This window comes from Bradyrhizobium sp. WSM471 (genome assembly GCF_000244915.1).
Lineage (GTDB): Bacteria > Pseudomonadota > Alphaproteobacteria > Rhizobiales > Xanthobacteraceae > Bradyrhizobium.
Genome location: NZ_CM001442.1, coordinates 4,728,268 through 4,748,338 on the forward strand (window position 1 = coordinate 4,728,268; position 20,071 = coordinate 4,748,338).

A 20,071-nucleotide genomic window follows, 5' to 3' on the forward strand; every position below is an offset into this window, starting at 1 on the left:
GAGTGGCACCAACTCTTGTGAGACACTTTCGGACATCGGTCGCGCAATCAATGACGCGCCGAAGCAAAATTGTATGGGAGCGAGCGATGTCCGGGACGAAAGATTTCTCGACGACGAGGCGCGATCTTCTTCAGGCGGCAGCAACCGCCGGCGCCGCGACTGCCATCCTCGGCAGCATGGGCATAAACCCCGCCCTTGCAGCCGAAGTCGGACGCAGCGAGAAGCCGCTGAAGGCGGCGTTCTCCAACGCAGGCCTCCAGGCCACCTGGTGCGCGCAGGGCAAGCAGGCCGCGGAATTCTGGGGCAAGCTGTTCAATGTCGAGGTCACCTGGTTCGACGGCCAGCTCGATGCCGTGAAGCAGCGCGCGGCGATCGACAACATGGCCTCGCAGAAATGGGACTTCGTCGCGATCCAGGCTTTTGGCATCGGCACCCTCACCCAGCCGGTGCAGAAGATGATCGATGCCGGCACGCCGGTGATCGACATGGACACGCTGATCGCGCCGCTGGACCAGATCAACGTCCACTCCTTCCTCGCCCCCGACAACGAGTTCATGGGCGCCTCGGTGACGCAGGCGCTGTGCAACGCGATGGGCGGCAAGGGCAAGATCATCATGACGCAGGGCGCCCTCGGCCATACCGGCGCGCAGGGCCGCGCCAAGGGCTTCAACAATGTCGTGAAGCAATTCCCCGGGATCGAGGTGCTCGACACCCAGCCGGCCGACTGGGATGTGTCGAAGACCGCACGTCTCTGGGAAACCTACCTGACCAAGTATCCGCAGATCGACGCGGCGTTCTTCCACAATGACGACATGGCGCTCGCCGCCGCCAACATCATGAAGGCGCGGGGCCGCACCAACATCCTGATCGGCGGCGTGGACGCGATGCCGCCGGCGATCCAGGCCGTCAGCGAAGGCCGCATGTTCGCGACCGTGCGCAATCCGTCCTGCCGGATTCATGGCGGCGCGATCATCGCAGGCGTTTCCGCCGTGGTCGGCGGAGAAAAGAGCGGACAGGGCATCCCCAAGAATGTCGTCACCGACGGTCCGGTCGTGACCAAGGCCAACGCCGCCGGGATGCAGTGGATGCAGGATCACTTCCTGATCTGAGCCTCCATGCGAGAGGATCGTTCGCCCCTCCTGGAACTGCAGGGCATCACGAAGAGCTTCGGCGGCGTCGAGGCGCTTCGTGGTGTCGACTTCGCGCTCTCACCCGGCGAAATCCACGGTCTCGTCGGCGAGAACGGCGCGGGAAAAAGCACGCTGATGAAGATCATCGCCGGCGTGCACACCGAATTTTCCGGCCGCTTCCTGATCGACGGACAGGAGACGCATTTCCGCTCGGCCCGCGATGCGCACAACGCCGGCATCGCCATGGTGCACCAGGAGCTCTCCGTCGCGCCCGACCTCACGGTCGCGGAGAACGTGTTTCTGGGCAACCAGCCGACGAACCGGCTTGGCCTGGTGCAATGGCGGCGGATGGCGCGCGAGGCCGGCGAGCAGCTCGCCCGCTTCGGCATCGACGTCGATCCGATGAGCCGGCTCGGCGACTTACCCATCGGGCTTCAGCAGCTGATCGAGATCGCGCGCGTGCTGTTCTCCGGCGCGCGCATCGTCATCCTGGACGAGCCGACCTCCGCCCTCTCCCCGCCCGAGGTCGAGCGACTGTTTGCGACGCTGCGGCGCTTGCGAGAGGAAGGCACGGCGATCGTCTTCATCTCGCATTTCATCGAGGACATCTTGCTCGTGTCCGACACGGTGACCGTGTTCCGCAACGGGCGGAAGGTCGCGGAGACCGCAAGTGCCTCGACCAGCAAGGGCGCGCTGATCGAGGCCATGATAGGCCGCGGCGGCGAAGCGCTCGAGCACAGCTATAGCGACGATTTGATGCTGCCCCAACCGAGCGACAGGTCGGTGGTCCTGAAGGTCGACCAGCTGTCCCTGGCCCGCAGCCTGAAGGACATCTCCTTCGATGCGCGCGCCGGCGAAGTGCTCGGCATCTACGGTTTCATGGGCTGCGGCCAGCAGGAATTGTCGCGCATCCTGTTCGGCAAACTGAAGCCGGACGGCGGCACGCTCGCGGTCGAGGGCAACCTCAAAACCTTCGCAAGCACGGCGGCGGCGCGGCGCGCCGGCGTGGCGCTGGTGCCGGAGAGCCGACGCGCGATGCTGTTTCACCAGGAGCCGGTCTACAAGAACATCTCGATCAGCATTCTCGATCGCATCTCGGCGTTGCTGCTCAAGCCGGCGCAGGAGCGCGACATCGCCCAGCGCCAGGTCGAGCAGCTCCAGATCAGACCGCCGGTGGTCGGGCTCGATCTCGGCATGCTCTCCGGCGGCAATCAGCAGAAAGTTGCTCTGGCGAAATGGCTGACCTATCCGCCAAAACTCCTGGTGCTGTGCGAGCCCACCCGCGGCATGGATGTCGGCGCCAAGAACGACGTCATCAACATCGTCCGCGATCTCCGCGCCATGGGGCTCGCGATCATCGTGCTGTCGACCGAGCCGGAAACGGTGCTGTCGCTGGCCGACCGCATCCTCGTGCTCAAGCGCGGCGCGTTGGTGCGCGAATTCAAGAACGAGCCGGTCAGCAAGGACCGCCTGCTGGAAGCGGCGTGACGGAGAAGCACATGGCGAGCAGTGAGACGGCTTTGGCGGCGGGGCAGCGGGCGCGAGGGCTTGCGCCGTTCCTGCGCTCGCAGATGCGCAACATCGCCCCGTTCCTGACGCTGATCTTCCTGTCCGGCTTCTTTGCGCTGGCCAGCCCCTCCTTCGCGACGCTGGACAATCTCGGCAACATCCTGACGCAGGTGTCGGTCACAGGCATCATCGCCGTCGGCCTTACCTTCGTGATCCTCTGCGCGGAGATCGACCTCTCGATCGCCAGCATCGCCAACGTCACGGGCATCGCGGTCGCCTACTTCACGCTCCAGGAATCCTACGTCAACATCCCCAACATTCCCCTGCCCGGCGCCGCGGCGATCCTGCTGGCCATTTTGCTCTGCGCAGCTCTCGGCCTCGTCAATGCGCTGGGGCTGACAATGATCGGCATCCCCTCCTTCATCATGACCCTGGCGATGATGCAGATCGCGGCCGGCATCTCGGCGCTGCTGGTGCGCGGCCAGATCGCCTACAAGGTGCCCGGCGTGATCACCACGCTGGGCTCGGGCTCAATCGGCGGCATCCCATGGATCGTCATCGTCGCCGCGATCATGCTGCTCTTGGGACATCTGGTGCTGACCTACACGCGCTTCGGCCGCTACGTCTACATGGTCGGCGGCAACCGCGAGGCGGCCGAATATTCCGGCCTCAACGTCAAGCTCATCCTCGGCGCGGTGATGGTCATTTCGGCGGTGTGCTCCGGTATCGGCGGCATGCTCGGTGTCGCTCATTTCGGCAGCGCGCAGCAGAACGAGTTCGATACCTATCTGCTCGACTCCATCGCCGCCGTCGTGGTCGGCGGCACCAGCCTGTTCGGCGGCCGCGGCGGCATCGGCAACACCATCGTCGGGCTCTTCGTTCTCGGAGTTCTCAATAACGGCCTCGACCACGTCAACATCGACAGCTTCCTGAAGATCCTGATCCGCGGCCTGATCCTGCTGGCGGCGCTGGTGATCAACGTCTATGCGCAGCGGCTGAGGGAAAAGGCGGTGGAATAGCCGCCCCTCAAAACAAAAAGCGCGAAAACAACCCCATGCACAGTAGAGACTTTGAGGGAATTCAACGACTTACAAAAACCCGAAATTGTGTAGCTGCGACCGCAGCGACGGTTTGACTCGTCGGGCAAAACAGGAGCAGGATGTCATCATGGCGGTGTGCGCGTCCGTAGCTGCTATTCCAGAGAACTCTGACATTCGCGACGAACAACGCTCCGTCATCCTGAGGTGCGAGCCATGGGACGCAACGCGTCCCGTGGTGAGCCTCGAAGGATGAACGGCCAAGATGCAGCCGGGCCGTCGCCCTTCGAGGGCCGCTAAAGCGGCCACCTCAGGGTGACGGTTCTAGTCCGGCACAAGCCGCGAGAACCGGAAATTGCAATGGCTCGCACCGCCCGCTAGCGTCTGTGTCCTCTCCAGTTGGATGCCCCGCGCTGCGTAGGCGACGAAATCGAGCCCGCAGATGTTCGGCAGGATGTCCTTGTCTCCATGGCGCGCCGCGAGTTTGCAGAAGCCGCAAGCCTTGTAGTTGATGCCGAATTCAAAACTGTCACCCGCATCAGGCTCGACGAAATCGTAGACGAAATCTTCCGGAAACTCGGTCTGATGGCTTTCAGTCGCGCTTCTCGCCGCCTGCTCGCGTAGCGAGGCCTGGTTCTCAGCCGACATGAACTGACGACCCGAGGCGAGACGTTCCGCTTCCGATACGGTGAGCAATTGCGCCTTGTAGGTGTCCCGCTCGATCTCGCCGATCACAGGCAGCGGCACACCGTGGCGCCGCAGCACCCGGCTGATGGCCATGAAGCCCATCAGGCGCATGAAGAAATCGCTCATGCGGCTCGCCGCGCCGCCGACATGGGGCATCTGGGTGAGCACGATTTCGAATTCGTCCATCACCTTCCGCCTGATCCCGTCGATCTCGGAAAGCTGCGCGCGCTCGCGCAACATCGGTTCGGCCAGATCGAGCCGCTCGCGCATGGCGGCCTCCATTGCACCGCGATGCGCTTCGTAGAACGGATGGATGATCTCAGCCATGGGACACCTGATATGATTTGGTTCAATTGCAATGTCGGCCGGTTTCACTCCGCGGCGATCGCCTCGATCTCCAGCAGCCATTGGCTGTCGACGGTCTCGACGATCACGACCGTCAGCGCGGGCTGATGTTCGCCCAGCATCGCGCGACGAATGGTGCGGTTGGCCACGAGTTGATTGCGGTCGGTCAGGAACGTGTTGACCTTGACCAGATGCGCGACGCCAAGGCCTGCGGCGGCGAGCACCTCGATCAAATTGCGCCAGGCCTGCTCGCACTGCGCCTCAAAACCGTCAGGAACGGTGCCGTCGGGTCTCTGGGGCACCTGGCCGCTAATGAACAACAGCCGTCGATGCTGCGTCAGTTCAAGTCCCATGCAGTAACCGCCGGCGGGAGCGTGGACCGATGCGGGATTGTGGCTGACGAGGTGAGCTGGGGGCATGAGGTTTCTCCGGATTGCTTGTCGACCGTATCCGGCGCCATCACCGCTTCGCAAAGCATCATTGCTGCGGTTCAGCGCAAGAAAATCTATTGCAAGGCCACAGCCCATCAGTGTCAAAATGGAGACCGATGACCTACGCCCTTCCCCCACTCAACGCGCTCCGCGCCTTCGAGGCCGCCGCCCGGCATCTCAGTTTCAAGCTGGCCGCGCACGAGCTACACGTCACGCCCGCCGCCGTGGGGCAGCAGGTGAAGGCACTGGAGGCGCGCCTCGGCATGCAGCTGTTCGAGCGGCTGCATAAGCAGCTCATCCTCACCGCGGCCGGTCAGGCCTATCTGCCCGGCGTCTCCGAAGGCTTTCGCCACATTGCGGAGGCGACCTCACAGTTGAAACCGGCCGGTGCGGTGCTGCTGCAATTAGGCATCCATGGCAGCTTCGACCTCCGTCGCCTCGATCTGGCAGCGTTTCGCAGCACGCATGCGGAGATCGGCTTGCGGGTGCTGCATCCGGCCGGCCTGCACGAATTGGTCGAGGGCAAGGTCGACCTGCTGATCGCCCGCAGTCTTGGCCACCATCCAGGCTATCGCTGCGACCGGGTCGATGAGGGATCAGGTCTGGGTGATTGGCTGATTGCGCCTGAAGGCACCGCGGATTGTCCGGAGGTCGTCAGTTTTCGCGCGTGGCTGCGTGCGCTGCCGGCGGAGAACTCGGTAGCGAGTCGCCCTCGTCTGGCCGGTGTCAGACGATAGGCTTGACCAGGAATCCATAGCCTTGCCGGGGCCGCGTTTGATGAGGCAGGCGAAACAGGAGCACGATCTCATCACAGCGATTGTGGCGTCAGTGGCAGCTCCCCCTGAGGGAGTGCCTCAGCGCCTTGATGGGAGTGGACGGCCGGTGCCTGAGGAGCCTGATGGGAAATTCGACGAAGCCGGAAAAGGGTGGTGCGTGAGCGGCGGTGCGCCGCCCACGCTCCCTTATTATTCCATCCTCCATCCCTGCAGATCGGGATGATCGCAAGTCATGGTGATAGCGCCCTTGTTTTCGTCGTAATAGCTCAGGCAACGGCCTCGCGTGGAGAGTTTGTAGTCCTTCCCAAGCTGAACAGTCTTGGCGAGCGCGTCGCTCAACATCCTTACGTTGCCTTCGCTACAGGCGATCCGGTCGGGCAGCTCCTTGATCGCCTTGCAGTCTTTCAGGTCAATGGCACTCGCCTGAACGCAGGAAACGGCTAAAACAGCAAAGGTGGCAGTGAACAAGCGCATAAAATCCCCCCTATGAAATCTCCGGTAGCCCGGAGTGCCGTCAAGGTAGAGCGGAAACGAGTGCACAATCAAATGGACGAAAGGCTAAGGGAACGCGCGTCCCTGAGGGGAGTGGACTCGACATTCGGGCAGCACCGGTCAAAATGCCCCCTTTTGGGAGGATCAGATGACCAAAATCGAAGCCAGCATTGGCCGCGTCCATGGCGATAGGTACCTTCCGATCAGCAACGCGCTCGAAGACTTTGTTGGCCATCCGCCACGTGTAGAGAACCTGCAGGGCTGGGCCGGACCTAACGATCTGCTGCAGATCATTATGGACTGGGAATCCTGGCGCACTTTCGCAACGCTGGGAGCCGGCATCTTTGGAGCTGCCGCGGTGGGTAAATTGGGGCAGTCGATTGCTGGGGATAGTTATGACGCCCTGAAACGCCTCGTTTCAAGGGCGTCGCCGTCAGAAGCGAAAAGCACGGATTCAGAGAAGTTCGAACGGTTGGAACGCGCAATCAAGGATGCGATAGCAGACGGATACGCCGTGACTTTGAGCATTCCGACAGGAGGGCAATTCCGCAATAACCTGGGCATAGAGCTGACTTCGGGTGATCTGGCTCAAATTCTCGACGCCTCTGCAATCCTTGGAGAGATAGGGCAAGATCTGCGTCACGCGATAGAATCCGAAGAGCAGTCCGGCCAGAAAGTATACGGAGCTGCTCACGGCAATCGCGACGGCGGCCCGAAAATCGAACGCCTCAAAGATGGTAGCTTAGCGATCCGCCTTGGCTTGGAAAAAGATGGTCAGTCAGTCCCGCTGACCATCCAGTACGATCGGAACGGAAAGCGGATCAAGCAACTACCACCGACCTGAGACGAGCGAACGGCTCGGTGGCGCTCTTCCTACCCTGACCGGCGGCCTTCCATTACATCGGATCAAGCCATGCCTCGTCCCAAGACCCGGTTCATCGCACGGTACGACGGAGTTGATCGGGAATTGCTCGCTGCACAAGAAACCAGCGACGGCAGCGTCATGCTTTTCTCGCGTTCTGAGACGAACCACGAAGATGGCGGAGCGAATGTACCCATCTCCTTCGAACGGTATTCACTCCATCCAAGCGACAGCGCACCCGGCACTACCATCAAACGATCAACGAAACTTGCTGACGGTCGCCTCATAACATCCGCCGCCTTCATCGAAAATTCGAAGGGCTTTCTTCTTTGGAACGTATATGCGCGACGCTGCGCTCGACTTGATCAGCCTCGATACACGGCCAATCCAAAACCACGCGACAAGCTCATCCGCATCGCCGACCCCTTCACCCACATGGACACGTCGAGCCCGGTTTACTTTGTTTTTGCTGCCCTTCCGGTCCACACCTTCGAATTCACGCCCGGCTTTCGACTCCAGACTGCGCAATTCACGCGTTTCCAGCTTGCTGTCTACTCGACTTACATGAACGTCCCCGCCATCCGCGCCGCTGATATTTTCATTCCTGCGACGTCACAACAGCACATCCGACATCCGGATGATGCCGCACCGATCGTGAAGCCAGTTACGGGGGGATCAGAGAATTTTGATACCGGTCAGCTAGCAACCTATCTACTCGAGATCAGTCAGCGGCTTGGGTTGAAGCTTACCGAGCGCATCGAAAGAATGAGCATTCCACCAGAATTGAAGCAGGCGCTGTGGGATCACCCACTTTGGTTCAATGCGATCCCACGCGTCGCGACTAATCGCGCCGAAGTGGAGCTACGCCGCGCGCTAAGCGTTATCGTGGCGTAGTAGACCTAAGCCGGTAAATTCGCGATGATTGACTTGACTACCTGCGATGCTCTTGCAGCCCAATAGTCCATACCTGCATCGCTGCGATGGCCTGTGAGAGCGCTGGAAATCATCCAGTCGGAGTTGCCGTCACTGGTGGTCGTGCCGACCCGACCGCTGCCTGTCTGCCATGTCGAAGGATCAATGAAGAGGACCAAATATCGCCGGCGGCGTTCGCGCCCGCCACAGCCGCCGCGACAGCAGCATTCTGTGCGGTCGGATATCCTGACGTATAACCCTGAATGCCAATTAGGGAGATTGGGAAATTATAGCCCCAATTCGTGCGGACTGCAGCGATGTAAGCGCTAACCGCGGTCTGGACTGTAGATGCTGGCGTGACGCTCCCATCGTTGGTCGATCCGAACACGACAAGCGCGTCAGGCTTCGGACGCAGGAATATGTCAAAGGGCGCGCGCTGGCCGAAATTGAGCGTGCCGCCTGTCGTGACGTAACCAGTCCCGCCGAGTCCATAGAATTCGGCGCTCTTCCAGCCCATCAGCTTCGCGAACGACCGCGACCAGCCCATCTGGGGGCACGTCGCCGCGGTCGCCGGTCCCGTCCAACTGTCGCCGTCGATGTAAGCGACCACGCGATCAAGCAACGAGACAGGTCTGATCGTGTTGACGACGGATGTTCCGATACCGCAAATCTGCGTGCGCTCGAAGCGAACATCCATATCCGAAAGTTGCGCCCCGCCGAAATCGACCAACATGGTGCAATTGTTGCCACCACTCGGAGCACTCTTGCTCCCCCGCGCGTAGGCATATTGTCCATTGATGAGAAGGTCGCACTTCTGCGAGTTCGAGGTCATGTAGACCTCGAACTTGCATCACCACCGCCGAAGAACCCGAATTCGAGCCAGCTATCATACCCCTTGAAGCTCGATCCATCCCAGCTTTGCTGCACTGTCGTGAGCACCGTATTGGTGACGAGTTTCTTGCCGCCGATAAGGAGCTTGCTATCGGTAGACGGTGTGAGAACTCCAGTCGCGATCTGGCGAGTTGCGTTGTATGACGTCGCGGGGTTTCCGGTGACGTTTGCAGTGAATGTAATCGTCGGGGGCGCCGCCATCACAGACGGCAGCACCGTGGGTGCATTACGCGCCGCGCGACGAAGCTTTTCTGCCAAGGTGTTTCGGGACGCTGAAAGCTCAACCATTATTGACCCCCGTTCGGCACAAGCGCCACGGCAGGCGTGCCGTTGTCATAGGTCCGCTGGCCATTGTCAGTCGCGAACTCCCAGCGAGAGCCCGAAGGCGCGGGCCCCGGAGCGAACTGCGCCGCGCTCGCTGTCCCAAGGAGTTTGAACAACGCCGTAATTCCGGCGCAACCGCTAAGTCGTGACCGTTGAGTCACGACGCCAGCAATGCGATTGCACCTCATCCGGAGCTTCGAAGCGGCCACTCAGGGTGACGGTGATAGAGCGACGCTCGCTGCCGCAATCTCCTCGCTCCGCCAACACCTCACCGCGTGCCCATCTGGACGCGTTTCGAGCACCGGCCCCGGCTCGCTCCGACACACAGCTTCCGCGTGGCGGCATCGCGGGCTGAAGGCGCATCCGTTCGGCGGATTGAGCGGGTTGGGAAGGTCGCCGCCTGTCGTCGCCAGCGGTGCGTGACGCAAGGGATCGGGGATGGCGGCGATCAGGGCTTGCGTGTAGGGGTGCGCGGGCCGCTCGAAAATCTCGCGCCAGTGGCCGTTCTCGACGATGCGGCCGAGATACATCACGGCGACCTTGTCGCTCATGTGTTCGACGACGCCGAGATCGTGGCTGATCATGATGTAGGAGAGACCGAGCGTTTCCTTCAATTCCAGCAGCAGGTTAATGATCTGGGCGCGGATCGAGACATCGAGCGCCGAGACGGGTTCGTCGCAGATGACGATCTTCGGGTTGAGGATCAGCGCACGGGCAATGCCGATGCGCTGGCGCTGGCCGCCCGAGAATTCATGGGGGTAGCGGTCGGCCTGCTCCGGCCGCAGGCCCACATGCCGCAGCATCTTCGCGACGCGGTCCTCGATCTCGCTCTTGGCCGTGATGCCATGCACACGCAGGGGATCCTCCAGCGTGCGGCGAACGGTCTGGCGCGGATTGAGCGAGGCGTAGGGATCCTGAAACACGATCTGCACGATGCGGGCCAGCGCCTTTCGATCGCCGGATGGCCGGTTCGTCACGTCCTGTCCGTCCAGCACGATGCGGCCGCGCGTCGGCGTCACGAGGCCAAGGATCGACAATGCGACGGTCGACTTGCCGGAGCCGGATTCGCCGACGAGGCCGAGGCATTCGCCGCGCTTCAAGGTGAGATCGACGCCGTCGACGGCGCGGAGCAGCCGCCGGCCGCGCCCCAGCAGGCCGCCTCCGAGCGGAAAATGGACCGCGAGATCCCTCACGCTGAGAATGACATCGTCGTCCGGCCGCGTCTCACCCAACCTGTCCTGCGGCTCATGCATGGTGGTGACACCTGACAAGGCCGCCGGCCTCCAGCAAATCCGCTCCCGGCGGGGTGGTCCGGCAAATATCGGTCGCCTGCGCGCAACGCGGATTGAACCGGCAGCCGTTCGGAAAATTCGTGATGGCCGGGACCACACCCGCGATCTCCGTCAGCCGGCTGCGGCCAAGGGCTGCACGACTGCCGAGCCGCGGCAGCGAGGCGACGAGGCCTCGCGTATAGGGATGGGAGGGCGCCCGGAAGATGTCCGCCGAGCCGCGCTCCTCGACGATGCGGCCGGCATACATCACGGCCACGCGGCGACAGACATTGGCGACCAGCCCGAGATCGTGGCTGATCATCAGGATTGCGGTTCCCCGCTCGGCGCACAAATTCCGCATCAGCTCGATGATTTCGGCCTGCACGGTCACGTCGAGTGCTGTTGTCGGCTCGTCGGCGATCAGGAGATCCGGACCGCAGGCGAGCGCGATGGCGATCATCACGCGCTGGCGCATGCCGCCGGACAGCTGGTGCGGGTAATCCTTCACGCGCCGCTCCGGCGCGGGAACGCGGACGCTCGCCAGCGCCTCGACCGCCAGTCTGTCGGCCTCTCGCCAGCTCTTGCCCTTGTGCAGCACGAACATCTCGGCGATCTGCCGGCCCACCGGCGAGACCGGGTTCAGCGCCGTCATCGGCTCCTGGAAGATCATGGCGATGCGATTGCCGCGCAGATCGCGTTGCCGGGCGGCCGAAAGGTGCTGGATCTCCCGCCCCTCAAACCGGATGGCGCCGCCGCCGATCGACAATGGTTGCCGCAACAGGCCGATCAAGGCAAGCGCCGTGATGCTCTTGCCGCAGCCGGATTCACCGACGAGGCCGAAGGTTTCGCCGCGATCGATGCGGAATGAAATGCCCTCGGCCGCCGCGACGCGCCGCGATCCATCGTCGAGATCGATGCTGAGATTCTCGACTTCGATCAGCGGCGCGCCGGTCATGCGCGCCGGCTCCGCGATTGCGGATCGAGAATGTCGCGCAGGCCGTCGCCGAGCAGATTGAGGCCGAGCACCGTCAAGAAGATCGCAAGGCCGGGAAACACCGAGAGCCACGGCGCCGTCGTGATCTGGTCGCGGGCATCCGACAACATGCTGCCCCAGCTCGGAAACGGCGGGCGCACGCCGAGGCCGAGGAACGACAACGCGGCTTCGGACAGCACCGCGCTGCCCATGCCGAGCGTGCCGATGACGACGATCGGCCCCAGCATGTTCGGCAGCAGCTGCGTGATCATGATGCGCAGATCGCCGTAGCCGAGCACGGTCGCGGCCTGCACGTAACCCTGGCTCCTCAGCGACAGCGCCGAGGCCCGGGCGATCCGGCACGTGAAGGACCAGTTGGTCAAGCCGAGTGCAATCAGCAGGCTGGTCAGGCCGGGTCCCAGCACCGCCATGATGGCCAGCGCGAAGATCAGCGATGGGATCGCGAGCATGAGATTGGTCAGCCCGTTGACGACATCGTCCCACCAGCCGCCCCAATAGCCGGCGCTCAGGCCCAGCGCCACGCCGATGACGCTGTTGATGAGCTGCGAGACGATGCCGACCGTCAGCGAAACGCGCGCGCCATAGACGACGCGGGAATAGATGTCGCGGCCCTGATCGTCGGTGCCGAACCACCAGGTCCAGCTCGGAGGCTCTTCCGCGTTGAGCAAATTGGCGTCCAGCACAGGATCGGTATGCGCCAGCCAGGGCGCGAGCAGGCCGACCAGGATCGCAAGCGCGAACAGCGCGCCACCGATGATGAGATTGGCGCGGAGCTTCATGCGTATCTGATCCTGGGATCGATCACGCCGTAGAGCACGTCGATCAGCAGATTGATCGCGAGAAAGGACAGCACCACGACAAGAATGGAGCCCTGGACGGCCGGAATGTCGCGCTGCAGGACACTGTCGACCAGCAGCGAGCCGATGCCCGGCCAGGAATACAGTTTCTCGACCACGACCGCCTGCCCCATCAGCGCGCCGAACTGCAGGCCGACGGTGGTGAGAATGATGACAAGCGCGTTGCGCATCACATGCCACTTCACGACCCGCGTCTCGCTCATGCCCTTGGAGCGCGCGGTGCGGACGAAATCCGCGGTCATGATCTCGAGGACAGCAGCGCGTGTCGTCCGGGCGAACAACGCCATCGGCGAGACGCCAAGCGTCACGGCAGGCAGGATCAAATATTTCAGTCCGCCATCGCCATAGCCGAAACTCGGCAGCCAGCCGAGCTTCAACGCAAACAAGTACATCAGCACCAATCCGAGCCAAAATTTGGCGATCGAAAGTCCAGACACCGCCACGACCATGGCCAGCGTGTCGACGATGCCCCCCGGCTTCAGCGCGGCGATGAAACCCAGGGGAACACCGATCACGACAGAAAACGCCATGGCCGCGAAGATGAGCTGGAGCGTCGGCCATATCCGCTTGGCGATCATGAACGTCACAGGCTCGCGCGTCCGGAACGAGGTTCCGAAATCACCGGTCGCAAGCTTGGCGATGTAGACGCCGAAGCGGACATAGACGGGATCGTCGAGGCCGAGCTGCTTCTTCATGCGCAGCTCGACCTGCGGATCGGCATCGTCGCTCATGGACGAGACGATGCTGCCGGGAACGACGCTGAACAGCACGAACACCAGAGCCACCACGGCGAGCACGGTCGGAATGGTCTGCAGGAGGCGGCGGAACAGGAAGGAGAGCATCGGCACTTTTCCTCTCTCCCTCCGTCGTTCATGGCGACGGAGGGAGCGCGAGAGCGCGTGTCACTTCGCGGGCGAGGTCTCGTCGACCCAGAGGTCTTCAACGTTCTGATGGGTGAGTTCCGTCGCGTTCAGCTGAACCCCCTTGAGCCACGGCTGCACCGCCATGACCGCCTTGTTGTAGTTGAAGAACCAGACCGGCGCCTCTTCGTAAAGGAGCGCATTGGCCTTTTGCAGCAGCTGGATGCGCTTCGCAGCGTCATCGGACTGCCCGGCCTCGTCGACCGGCTTGTCGAACTCGGCGTTCTTAAAGTTCATGTAGTTGCAGGCGGGTTGCGGCGTCGCCGAGTGGAAGCATTTGAGAGCGGCCTGCGGATCCGGGCCGCTCGCCTGCGAGTAGATGAAGGCCTGGTAGTCGCCGCTGCGAACCACCTCCGCCAGCACCGCGGTCTCGACCTGCTTGACCTTCGCCTTGATGCCCACCCTGTCCAGCATCGGGATCACGGCCGAGACGATCGGCAGGCCCCAGCTCTCGTTCTGGCTGGTGGTCCATTCGAATTCGAAGCCTGAGGGATAACCGGCCTCGGCGAGCAGCTGCTTGGCCTTGGCGGGATCGAAGGGATAGGGCTTCATGGCCTTGTCGTAGGCGGGAGAGGTCAGCGGCAGCCAGCTGGTGGCGCGGTAGGCCTTGCCCTTGACCAGCTTGTTGATGATCAGGTCGGTGTCGATCGCGTAGTTGATCGCCTGCCGGACCCGCTTGTCGGCGAACGGCTTGAACGCGGGATTCATCCCCATGTAGCGGGTGAAGACCTCGGCGACTTCGACGACGGTGCCCTTGAGGTCGGCGTCGTTCTGATAGGCGACATATTGCGCAGGTCCCAACACCGAGGTGTCGATCTCCTTGTTGCGGAAGGCGACATCGCGTGCCGCGGCCTCGCCCATGACCGACACGATGATTTTGTCGGCGTAGGGCTTGCCCGGCTTGTAGAACCGGTCCCACCGTTCCAGAACGATGCGCGATCCCGGCACGTGCTCGACGAATTTGAAGGGTCCAAGACCGATCGGCTTCTGGAGGAAGCTCTCCTTGGCGGCCTCGTCGGCGGGATAGATCGACGTGATCGCGTTCCAGAAGTAGAAACCCGGATCGACTTTCTCGGTCAGCTTCATCTCGATGGTAAAGTCGTCGATTTTCTTCAGGCCGGAGATCTCCTTGGCCTGGCCCTTCTCGACCGCCGCCGCGCCCTCGATCACGCGGACATAGCGCGCGCCAGGATAAGCCTTGGTGCCATCCATGATGCGGTTGTAGGTCCAGATGACGTCGTCGGCCGTCATCTTGCGGCCGTTGTGGAAATAGGCGTCGTCGCGCAGCTTGAAGGTGTGAACGAGACCGCCGCCCGAGACGACGTCCTCCTTGGCGAGCTCCAGAACCGGTTTGCCTTCCTTGGAATTCCAGATGTAGAGCGACCGGTGCAGGGCCTTGGCGTAGATCTCGTCCTGGGCGCGCTGCGTCGTATGAATGTCCAGGCTGGTGAAGCTCGACCCATAAGGCGCGGTCATGCGGATGGTTCCGCCCTTGCGCGGGGTCTGGGCCTCCGCCGTGGCGGCCAGTGCCAGCCCCAGACCCGCGACGATCGCCACTATCCTGAACATCATGGTCCTCCGACAACGCAAGCCGTGCTCCTGTCCGAGAGTTGACCATCCACGGCAGGTCGAGCGCAAGCGCCTTGAAGGGGTTGACGTATGCGAGCGTCGCGCGCGGGCCCCGCCGATTTGCGAGGAAGCCCGCTAGAACTCCGGCTGCCAATCGCGCAATTTTCGCGCTGCAGCGGTGACATCCGCAATGGTCGGAAACGCGCCCGCCTCCAGCATCATCGTCCTTGCCAGCCTCACGGCCCGTGCTTCGCTGATCGCGCGCCGGCGCGGATCCTCGATCAGCTCGAAGTCGATATTGTGGGCGAGACCGAAGATGCGGCGGATGGTTTTTGCCGCGGCGAAGCCGACCGTATCCGCGAACAGCCGCTGCATGTAGGCCTGTCGCTCGGCCTCCAGGCGTGCCGCGCCTGTCTCGCCGGCGAAGAGCGAGGCGGGATAGGCATCCCCTGCGGCGCCAGCGCGCCACAGGTCGAGGAATTTGCGGGCGAACGCGTTCCAGACCTGCTCGACCGTCTCCAGCATCCAATGCTCGAACGCACGCCGTTCGCCCGGCGAGCGCTCGTGGCCGGCGGAGGCAAAATAGGCCATCAGCAGGTTGGCCAGCACGGCACCGACATCGAAACCCATCGGGCCGTAGAATGCGAATTCGGGGTCGATCACCCGCGTCTGGCTCTCCGTCACCATGATCGAGCCGGTGTGAAGGTCGCCGTGAAGCAGCGCCTCGGGGCTCGCCATGAACTTCAGCTTCAGCCGGGAGATCGCGACATGCAGGTCCATATCCTCGCGCAGCGCTGCGGCGAGCGCATCGAGATACGGCGCGGTCCAGCGGTTCTGCTCGGCGATGCGATAGGGATCGGTGAAGATCAGATCCTCGGTGATCTTGCACAGCGCATGGTTGCCGGCGAAGGCTGCGATGCCCTGCTTCTTCTCGGCCGCCGACAACGCGAGGTCGGAGGTGAAGAACAATGTCCGCGCCATGAAGGTGGTGATGTCATCGACAAAGCGCGGATATCGAGTCCCCGCGACCATCCCCTTGCGCATGATGATGTGGGGCTCGAGCAGCTCCATCACCGTCAGCGCCAGGGCCTCGTTGTGATGCAGCAGCGCCGGCACGAGGCCGGGCGCGAGCTCGGCCTGCCGCGACAAAGCGAGATATTCGTAATGAGCCCGGGACAGCGGCAGCGGCCAGCTCTCGCCGACGAGGCGGACATAGGGCAGCGCCTGCTTCACGGCGACGCCGCCGCGGCCGCCCTTGACGATGAAGACGAGATTGAGATTGCCGTCGCCGACTTCCGTGATCGACCAGGAGGCCGGCTCGCCACCGAGGGCTGCTGTGAGATCCGCAACGCCTGCGAGATAATCCCGCAAGGCCGCCTCATGCAGAATCCGATAGTCCCCCTGCCCCTGCGCCATGACGATCCGATCCCATTGTTATTTGAGCATGATCTTGTCGGAAAACCGCTTCACACTTTTCCGGATCATGCTCCTGTATGGGCCGGATCGTTACTCCCGCTCCAGGAAGCTCGAGCCGATCTCGGCCTTTCTTTTGATCGGATCGTAATCACAATAGACGCTGTCCGCCACCAGCGTGTAGCTGGCGCTGACGGTGTATTTGTCGGTTTTGACCGAGTTCAGGCCGATCACCGCGGTGCTCTTGCCCCCGTTCCACTTGAACGGCGTCGAGCTCTTGGCCTGCTCGCAGGCGATCACGGCCTCGTTGAAGACGTAGCCCTCGACGAACGCCTTCAGGGTGCGCACCTGCACGGCCATCTTCCACTCGAAATAGCCGATGGCACCGAGGCCGGCGACGATCAGCACCAGAAGCGCGACGACGATCCTCTGAAAAGTCATTGGTCCCCCAACAAAGCCAACCAGGAATTCTAGAACGGCATGCCCATCAATTTCGACAGGCGCTCGATCGACAAATAGCCGGCGCGATAGGCGACCATGGCGATGGCGTAGATGATCGCAGAGATGATCGTGGTCCAGATCAGCTTGCTCCTCATCCGCGTCAGGATTGGCGCGCCGGGGTCGCTGCCCGGCACTCCGACGCCGTCCTCGTGCTGGCTGCGCACGCCGAACGGCAGCGTCAGGAACAGCGCGACCCACCAGATGACGAAGTAGATCGCGATTGCGGTTGAGATCTGGATGGCCATGGCTTCGGCCTATGCCTGCTCGATTTCGACCAGCGCGCCGGAAAAGTCCTTCGGGTGCAGGAACAGCACCGGCTTGCCGTGGGCGCCGATCTTCGGCACGCCATCGCCGAGCACTCGTGCGCCCTCCTTCACCAGCGTGTCGCGCGAGGCGATGATGTCGACCACCTCGTAGCAGACGTGGTGGATGCCGCCGTCGGCGTTGCGGTCGAGGAACTTTGCGATCGGCGAGGCTTCGCCGAGCGGCTCGATGAACTCGATCTTGGTGTTGGGCAGCGTCGCGAACACGGTGGTGACGCCATGCTCGGGCAGCGCGACGGCCTCCGAGATCCGGGCCCCGAATGCGGCGCCATAGATTTTTGCGGCCTTGACGGCGTCCTTGGTCGCGATCGCGACATGGTTGAGCCGGCCCAGCATCGTTCTTCTCCCGTTATACTGTCAGCACGTGTACCAGACAGGGGGGCTTCTTGCCCCAATGTTCGTTGATCACGGAACGGACAGCGCGTCGCACCGACTCAGCCAGCGCATCCGGGTCGCGACGGCGCGCCTTCGGCAGGCCTTCGACGGTGGAAACCACGGCGTCGAAGACGATGTCGTCGAAGGGCTCGCCCGCTTTGTTCTTCTCGGGGATACCGACGAGTTCGACTGCGGGATCGTCGGCAAGCTCGCCCTGCTCCGTCATGGCGATGGCGACAAAGGCGCAGCCGGAGAAGGCCATCCGGCGCCGCTCGACCACCGCGCGGGACTTGGAGTCCTCCAGAATCGTGCCGTCCTTGTAGAGACGGCCCGCAGGCACCTGCCCAATGATGCCGGGATCGCCCGGGCCGAGCTTGACGAGATCGCCGTTGCGGCAGACCAGCACGCGCGGCACGCCGGCGGCACGCGCGAGCTTGGCGTGCTCGTTGAGGTGCAGGGCCTCGCCATGGACGGGGATCAGGAGCTGCGGCCTGGTCCAGGCGATCATGTCGCGCAATTCGTCGCGTCGGGGGTGGCCGGAGACATGGACCAGCTGGTCGCGGTCGGTGATGACCTCCACGCCCTGCAGAACCAGACCGTTGATAATGGCGCCGACCGCCTTCTCGTTGCCGGGAATGGTGCGCGAGGAGAAGATCACGCTGTCGCCGCGGTTGAGCGTGATCTCGGGATGGTCGTCATTGGCGATGCGCGCCAGCGCGGCCCGCGGCTCGCCCTGGCTCCCGGTGCAGAGCGCCAGCACCTTGTCCTGCGGCAGGTGACCGTAGACCTCGGCGGAGCGGAAACTCTGCACGCCGTCGAGATAGCCGGTCTCGCGCGCGACCTGCACCACGCGCTCCATGGCGCGGCCGACGACGACGACCTCACGGTCGGCAGCCTTCGCGGCGATGGCGACGGCCTTGAGGCGCGCGACATTGGAGGCAAAGGTCGTGACCGCGACGCGGCCCTTGGCGGCCTTGACGAGCTCGGTGATGGATTTGGCAACCTCGGCTTCCGAGGGTGAGCGGCCGTCGCGCACGGCGTTGGTGGAATCGCCGATCAAGGCGAGCAGGCCCGCATCGCCGAGCTCCCGCAGCCGCTTTTCGTCGGTCGGGCGGCCGATGATCGGGGTCGGATCGATCTTCCAGTCGCCGGTGTGCAGCACCGTGCCGATCTCGGTGTGTATCGCCAGCGCGTGCGACTCCGGAATCGAATGCGCGACCGGAATGAACTCGACGTTGAACGGGCCGATATCGACGCGCCCGCCCGACGGCACCACCGTCACCGGGATCTTGGGCGCATTGCGCTCGGCGGCGCATTTGGCCTCGAACAGCGCGGCGCTGAACTGGGTCGCGTAGATCGGGCATTTCAGCTTCGGCCACAGGTCGATGATGGCGCCGAAATGGTCCTCATGGGCGTGGGTCAGCACCAGCCCCATCAGGTTCTTGCGTTCCTTCTCCAGGAAGCTGATGTCGGGCATGATCAGGTCGATGCCCGGCAGATGCTCTTCGTCGCCGAAGGAGACGCCGAGATCGATCGCGAGCCAGGCGCGCTGCTGGCGGTTGCCGAGGCCGTAGATCGACAAATTCATGCCGATTTCGCCGACCCCGCCGAGCGGTGCAAATACCAGTTCTTCAGGCTTCGCCATCACGCAGCTCCCACGGAGGCGGCCGTGCCGAAGAACACCTCGCCCGCGGCGACCGGCACGCGCCGGCCCTCCGCGGTGCGGACGATCAGGCAGCCGGTGTCGTCGATCGTGTCAAAAATGCCTTCCAGCGTCATCACTCCCGTGTGGATCGCGACCCGCTCGCCGAGGCCGGCGGCGCGCTCCAGCCACAATCTGCGAATTTCGGAAAAGCCGCGGCCATTGTCCCAGATACCGCGGAACTCCACCCAGGCGTCCGAGAGCGCCGAGAACAGCTCCTCCGCGCTGATCTGGACGCCGAGCGCGGCCAGCGACACCGCCGGCGTCGGCGTGCCCTCGGGCGCGGCGACGACGTTGGTGCCGATGCCGACAACGATGGCAAGACGATCGCCCATGGCTTCGGCCTCCAGGCCGATGCCGACCAGCTTCTTGCCGTCGGCCAGGACGTCGTTCGGCCATTTCAGGGCGTAGCGGGGACGGCCCTCGCCGAGGCGCAGCGCCGCCTCCAGGCTGACCTTCTCCAGCGCGGCCTCCTCGGCCAGCCCGGCCGCAAAGCCGATCGTCGCGGCGACGGAAGGGGCGACGTCGAGGACTTCGAGCACGCTGGCGGCAAGATTACCCCTTGGCGCGATCCAGGCGCGCTGGCGGCGACCACGGCCGGCGGTCTGCTCCGACGTCACGAACCACATCGGGCCGCGTTCGCCGCGCCTCGCGTGCTCGATCGCCTCGGTGTTGGTCGAGCCGGTCCGTTCGAAAGCTGCGAGCTTGTAGCCCGCCGACGCCGCACGAGGACCGAGCGCGAATGCCATC

At 63.3% G+C, this 20,071-nt stretch carries 22 protein-coding genes; 6 read left to right on the forward strand and 16 right to left on the reverse strand.

Annotated features, from left to right (window positions below; genetic code table 11):
- Positions 1-86: 86 nt before the first annotated feature.
- From BRA471DRAFT_RS21050 to BRA471DRAFT_RS21060, 3 genes are read left to right on the forward strand one after another with little or no spacing between them, the layout of a single operon-like run.
- Entirely contained in the window at positions 87-1,109 is a 1,023-nt protein-coding gene (locus tag BRA471DRAFT_RS21050) for a sugar ABC transporter substrate-binding protein (RefSeq protein ID WP_007610940.1), read from the forward strand.
- A 6-nt stretch (positions 1,110-1,115) separates the two neighbouring features.
- Complete coding sequence (locus BRA471DRAFT_RS21055; RefSeq protein ID WP_007610943.1) at positions 1,116-2,618, forward strand: sugar ABC transporter ATP-binding protein; 1,503 nt, start codon at positions 1,116-1,118, stop codon at positions 2,616-2,618.
- An 11-nt stretch (positions 2,619-2,629) separates the two neighbouring features.
- The gene (locus BRA471DRAFT_RS21060; RefSeq protein ID WP_007610945.1) at positions 2,630-3,658 is read left to right on the forward strand and encodes an ABC transporter permease; all 1,029 of its coding nucleotides are present in this window, start codon (positions 2,630-2,632) and stop codon (positions 3,656-3,658) included.
- Between the two features lie 342 nt (positions 3,659-4,000).
- Here the strand turns inward: BRA471DRAFT_RS21060 and BRA471DRAFT_RS21065 are convergent, their stop codons facing one another.
- Positions 4,001-4,690, reverse strand: a complete 690-nt coding sequence (locus BRA471DRAFT_RS21065; protein ID WP_007610946.1) for an L-2-amino-thiazoline-4-carboxylic acid hydrolase — start codon at positions 4,688-4,690, stop codon at positions 4,001-4,003.
- Positions 4,691-4,734: 44 nt separating this feature from the next.
- Positions 4,735-5,127: a RidA family protein gene (locus BRA471DRAFT_RS21070; protein WP_007610950.1), complete on the reverse strand. Its 393-nt coding sequence runs from the start codon at positions 5,125-5,127 to the stop codon at positions 4,735-4,737.
- Between the two features lie 128 nt (positions 5,128-5,255).
- Between BRA471DRAFT_RS21070 and BRA471DRAFT_RS21075 the strand changes: the two genes are divergently transcribed.
- Positions 5,256-5,876 (forward strand): LysR family transcriptional regulator, encoded by a 621-nt coding sequence (locus BRA471DRAFT_RS21075; protein WP_007610952.1) that lies wholly within the window; start codon positions 5,256-5,258, stop codon positions 5,874-5,876.
- Positions 5,877-6,104: 228 nt separating this feature from the next.
- Here BRA471DRAFT_RS21075 and BRA471DRAFT_RS21080 read toward each other — a convergent pair whose 3' ends face one another.
- Positions 6,105-6,383, reverse strand: coding sequence for a hypothetical protein (locus tag BRA471DRAFT_RS21080; protein ID WP_157234085.1), 279 nt, complete (start codon positions 6,381-6,383; stop codon positions 6,105-6,107).
- A 172-nt stretch (positions 6,384-6,555) separates the two neighbouring features.
- Here BRA471DRAFT_RS21080 and BRA471DRAFT_RS21085 point away from each other — a divergent pair, with 172 nt between their 5' ends.
- Positions 6,556-7,251, forward strand: a complete 696-nt coding sequence (locus BRA471DRAFT_RS21085; RefSeq protein WP_007610954.1) for a hypothetical protein — start codon at positions 6,556-6,558, stop codon at positions 7,249-7,251.
- A 69-nt stretch (positions 7,252-7,320) separates the two neighbouring features.
- Positions 7,321-8,163 (forward strand): hypothetical protein, encoded by an 843-nt coding sequence (locus BRA471DRAFT_RS21090; protein ID WP_007610955.1) that lies wholly within the window; start codon positions 7,321-7,323, stop codon positions 8,161-8,163.
- Between the two features lie 109 nt (positions 8,164-8,272).
- Here the strand turns inward: BRA471DRAFT_RS21090 and BRA471DRAFT_RS21095 are convergent, their stop codons facing one another.
- From BRA471DRAFT_RS21095 to BRA471DRAFT_RS21155, 13 genes are all read right to left on the reverse strand, one after another.
- On the reverse strand, positions 8,273-9,013 hold the full coding sequence (locus BRA471DRAFT_RS21095) for a hypothetical protein (RefSeq protein WP_007610956.1): 741 nt from the start codon (positions 9,011-9,013) through the stop codon (positions 8,273-8,275).
- Positions 9,010-9,360, reverse strand: coding sequence for a hypothetical protein (locus BRA471DRAFT_RS21100; protein ID WP_157234086.1), 351 nt, complete (start codon positions 9,358-9,360; stop codon positions 9,010-9,012). Before BRA471DRAFT_RS21100 ends, BRA471DRAFT_RS21095 begins: the two co-directional genes overlap by 4 nt.
- Before the next feature lie 245 nt (positions 9,361-9,605).
- Entirely contained in the window at positions 9,606-10,649 is a 1,044-nt protein-coding gene (locus tag BRA471DRAFT_RS21105; RefSeq protein WP_035974156.1) for an ABC transporter ATP-binding protein, read from the reverse strand.
- Positions 10,642-11,622 (reverse strand): ABC transporter ATP-binding protein, encoded by a 981-nt coding sequence (locus tag BRA471DRAFT_RS21110; RefSeq protein ID WP_007610958.1) that lies wholly within the window; start codon positions 11,620-11,622, stop codon positions 10,642-10,644. Before BRA471DRAFT_RS21110 ends, BRA471DRAFT_RS21105 begins: the two co-directional genes overlap by 8 nt.
- Entirely contained in the window at positions 11,619-12,440 is an 822-nt protein-coding gene (locus BRA471DRAFT_RS21115) for an ABC transporter permease (protein ID WP_007610959.1), read from the reverse strand. Before BRA471DRAFT_RS21115 ends, BRA471DRAFT_RS21110 begins: the two co-directional genes overlap by 4 nt.
- On the reverse strand, positions 12,437-13,360 hold the full coding sequence (locus BRA471DRAFT_RS21120) for an ABC transporter permease (RefSeq protein WP_007610960.1): 924 nt from the start codon (positions 13,358-13,360) through the stop codon (positions 12,437-12,439). Before BRA471DRAFT_RS21120 ends, BRA471DRAFT_RS21115 begins: the two co-directional genes overlap by 4 nt.
- Before the next feature lie 60 nt (positions 13,361-13,420).
- Positions 13,421-15,010 (reverse strand): ABC transporter substrate-binding protein, encoded by a 1,590-nt coding sequence (locus BRA471DRAFT_RS21125; RefSeq protein ID WP_088931103.1) that lies wholly within the window; start codon positions 15,008-15,010, stop codon positions 13,421-13,423.
- Between the two features lie 132 nt (positions 15,011-15,142).
- Positions 15,143-16,423: an S-methyl-5-thioribose kinase gene (mtnK, locus tag BRA471DRAFT_RS21130; RefSeq protein ID WP_007610962.1), complete on the reverse strand. Its 1,281-nt coding sequence runs from the start codon at positions 16,421-16,423 to the stop codon at positions 15,143-15,145.
- A gap of 90 nt (positions 16,424-16,513) precedes the next feature.
- Positions 16,514-16,861, reverse strand: a complete 348-nt coding sequence (locus BRA471DRAFT_RS21135; RefSeq protein WP_007603574.1) for a hypothetical protein — start codon at positions 16,859-16,861, stop codon at positions 16,514-16,516.
- 29 nt (positions 16,862-16,890) lie between these two features.
- Positions 16,891-17,166 carry a DUF1467 family protein gene (locus BRA471DRAFT_RS21140; protein ID WP_007610964.1) on the reverse strand — a complete coding sequence of 92 codons (276 nt, stop codon included), beginning with the start codon at positions 17,164-17,166 and terminating at the stop codon, positions 16,891-16,893.
- Between the two features lie 9 nt (positions 17,167-17,175).
- Positions 17,176-17,580, reverse strand: coding sequence for a methylmalonyl-CoA epimerase (gene mce, locus BRA471DRAFT_RS21145; protein WP_007610965.1), 405 nt, complete (start codon positions 17,578-17,580; stop codon positions 17,176-17,178).
- Between the two features lie 13 nt (positions 17,581-17,593).
- Entirely contained in the window at positions 17,594-19,264 is a 1,671-nt protein-coding gene (locus BRA471DRAFT_RS21150) for a ribonuclease J (RefSeq protein ID WP_007610967.1), read from the reverse strand.
- Positions 19,264-20,070, reverse strand: a complete 807-nt coding sequence (locus BRA471DRAFT_RS21155) for a biotin--[acetyl-CoA-carboxylase] ligase (RefSeq protein ID WP_007610973.1) — start codon at positions 20,068-20,070, stop codon at positions 19,264-19,266. The genes BRA471DRAFT_RS21150 and BRA471DRAFT_RS21155 overlap by 1 nt, the downstream gene beginning before the upstream one ends.
- Between the last annotated feature and the right edge of the window lies 1 nt (position 20,071).